The 2,500-nt window shown below is 51.4% G+C and carries 2 rRNA genes (1 of these 2 cut by a window edge); both read left to right on the top strand.

What is annotated here, in order from left to right:
- Window positions 1-2,215 (top strand): 23S ribosomal RNA (locus tag BC358_RS06300); it begins 662 nt to the left of the window's first position.
- A gap of 160 nt (window positions 2,216-2,375) precedes the next feature.
- A 5S ribosomal RNA gene (rrf, locus tag BC358_RS06295) occupies window positions 2,376-2,488 on the top strand.
- The last annotated feature ends 12 nt before the right edge of the window (window positions 2,489-2,500 follow it).

Genomic DNA, 2,500 nt, shown 5'->3' with positions numbered 1-2,500 from the left:
GACCCGAAACCAAGTGATCTATCCATGGCCAGGATGAAGGTGCCGTAACAGGTACTGGAGGTCCGAACCGACTGGTGTTGCAAAACCAGCGGATGAGCTGTGGATAGGGGTGAAAGGCTAAACAAACTTGGAAATAGCTGGTTCTCTCCGAAAACTATTTAGGTAGTGCCTCAAGTATTACCTGCGGGGGTAGAGCACTGTTTTGGCTAGGGGGTCATGGCGACTTACCAAACCAAGGCAAACTCCGAATACCGCAGAGTACAGCTTGGGAGACAGAGCACCGGGTGCTAACGTCCGGACTCAAGAGGGAAACAACCCAGACCGCCAGCTAAGGTCCCTAAAATTGGCTAAGTGGGAAACGAAGTGGGAAGGCTAAAACAGTCAGGATGTTGGCTTAGAAGCAGCCATCATTTAAAGAAAGCGTAATAGCTCACTGATCGAGTCGTCCTGCGCGGAAGATGTAACGGGGCTAAGCCAGTTACCGAAGCTGCGGATTTGCAATTTATTGCAAGTGGTAGGAGAGCGTTCTGTAAGCCTGTGAAGGTGGCTTGTAAAGGCTGCTGGAGGTATCAGAAGTGCGAATGCTGACATGAGTAGCGTTAAAGGGGGTGAAAAGCCCCCTCGCCGTAAGCGCAAGGTTTCCTACGCAACGTTCATCGGCGTAGGGTGAGTCGGCCCCTAAGGCGAGGCAGAGATGCGTAGCTGATGGGAAACAGGTCAATATTCCTGTACCGATTACAAGTGCGATGTGGGGACGGATCTTAATAGGTTATCCGGGTGTTGGATGTCCCGGTTTAGGCAGATGTAGGCGATGGGTAGGCAAATCCGCCCGTCATATACCGAGGCTGCCGATCGAGCGAGCTTGCTCGCGAAGTAACTGAACGAGGTCCCAGGAAAAGCCACTAAGCTTCAGCTTGTAATTGACCGTACCGCAAACCGACACTGGTGCGCGAGATGAGTATTCTAAGGCGCTTGAGAGAACTCAGGAGAAGGAACTCGGCAAATTGACACCGTAACTTCGGAAGAAGGTGTGCCCTAGTAGTGTGATGAGAACATCTGAGCACGAATGGGTTGCAAAAAATAGGTGGCTGCGACTGTTTATTAAAAACACAGCACTCTGCAAACACGAAAGTGGACGTATAGGGTGTGACGCCTGCCCGGTGCTGGAAGATTAATTGATGGGGTGCAAGCTCTTGATCGAAGTCCCAGTAAACGGCGGCCGTAACTATAACGGTCCTAAGGTAGCGAAATTCCTTGTCGGGTAAGTTCCGACCTGCACGAATGGCGTAACGATGGCCACACTGTCTCCTCCTGAGACTCAGCGAAGTTGAAATGTTTGTGATGATGCAATCTCCCCGCGGAAAGACGGAAAGACCCCATGAACCTTTACTGTAGCTTTGTATTGAATTTTGAACAGATCTGTGTAGGATAGGTGGGAGGCTTTGAAGCAGGGTCGCTAGATCTTGTGGAGCCAACGTTGAAATACCACCCTGGTGTGTTTGAGGTTCTAACCTAGGTCCATTATCTGGATCGGGGACAGTGCATGGTAGGCAGTTTGACTGGGGCGGTCTCCTCCCAAAGTGTAACGGAGGAGTTCGAAGGTACGCTAGGTACGGTCGGACATCGTGCTAATAGTGCAATGGCATAAGCGTGCTTAACTGCGAGACTGACAAGTCGAGCAGATGCGAAAGCAGGACATAGTGATCCGGTGGTTCTGTATGGAAGGGCCATCGCTCAACGGATAAAAGGTACTCTGGGGATAACAGGCTGATACCGCCCAAGAGTTCATATCGACGGCGGTGTTTGGCACCTCGATGTCGGCTCATCTCATCCTGGGGCTGTAGCCGGTCCCAAGGGTATGGCTGTTCGCCATTTAAAGAGGTACGTGAGCTGGGTTTAAAACGTCGTGAGACAGTTTGGTCCCTATCTTCCGTGGGCGCTGCAGATTTGAGGAAGCCTGCTCCTAGTACGAGAGGACCGGAGTGGACGCACCTCTGGTGTACCGGTTGTCACGCCAGTGGCATTGCCGGGTAGCTAAGTGCGGAAGAGATAACCGCTGAAAGCATCTAAGCGGGAAACTCGTTCCAAGATTAGATCTGCCGGGGCCTTGAGCCCCCTAAAGGGTCGTTGAAGACCACGACGTTGATAGGTCGGGTGTGGAAGCGCAGCAATGCGTTAAGCTAACCGATACTAATTGCCCGTGAGGCTTGACCCTATAACTTTGACGAAACCACGTGTCTGAAAAGACGGTTCGTGCAAATGTCTTATGCCCTCATGACTAATATCATGACGTTGGCAGCAATCAAAAACAGCTGATTCGAAACTCTATGAATTCGTCTGGCTGAACAGCCCGTTCAGCCAGGCAACAAGTTATGCCTGACGACCATAGCGAGTTGGTCCCACTCCTTCCCATCCCGAACAGGACAGTGAAACGACTTTGCGCCGATGATAGTGCGGGTTCCCGTGTGAAAGTAGGTCATCGTCAGGCTATTATTGAGAA

This window comes from Hydrogenophaga sp. H7, from assembly GCF_002025745.1.
Classification (GTDB): domain Bacteria; phylum Pseudomonadota; class Gammaproteobacteria; order Burkholderiales; family Burkholderiaceae_C; genus Hydrogenophaga; species Hydrogenophaga pseudoflava.
Note: the sequence above shows the minus strand (reverse complement) of the source record. Positions and strands in the feature narration are given on the sequence as shown.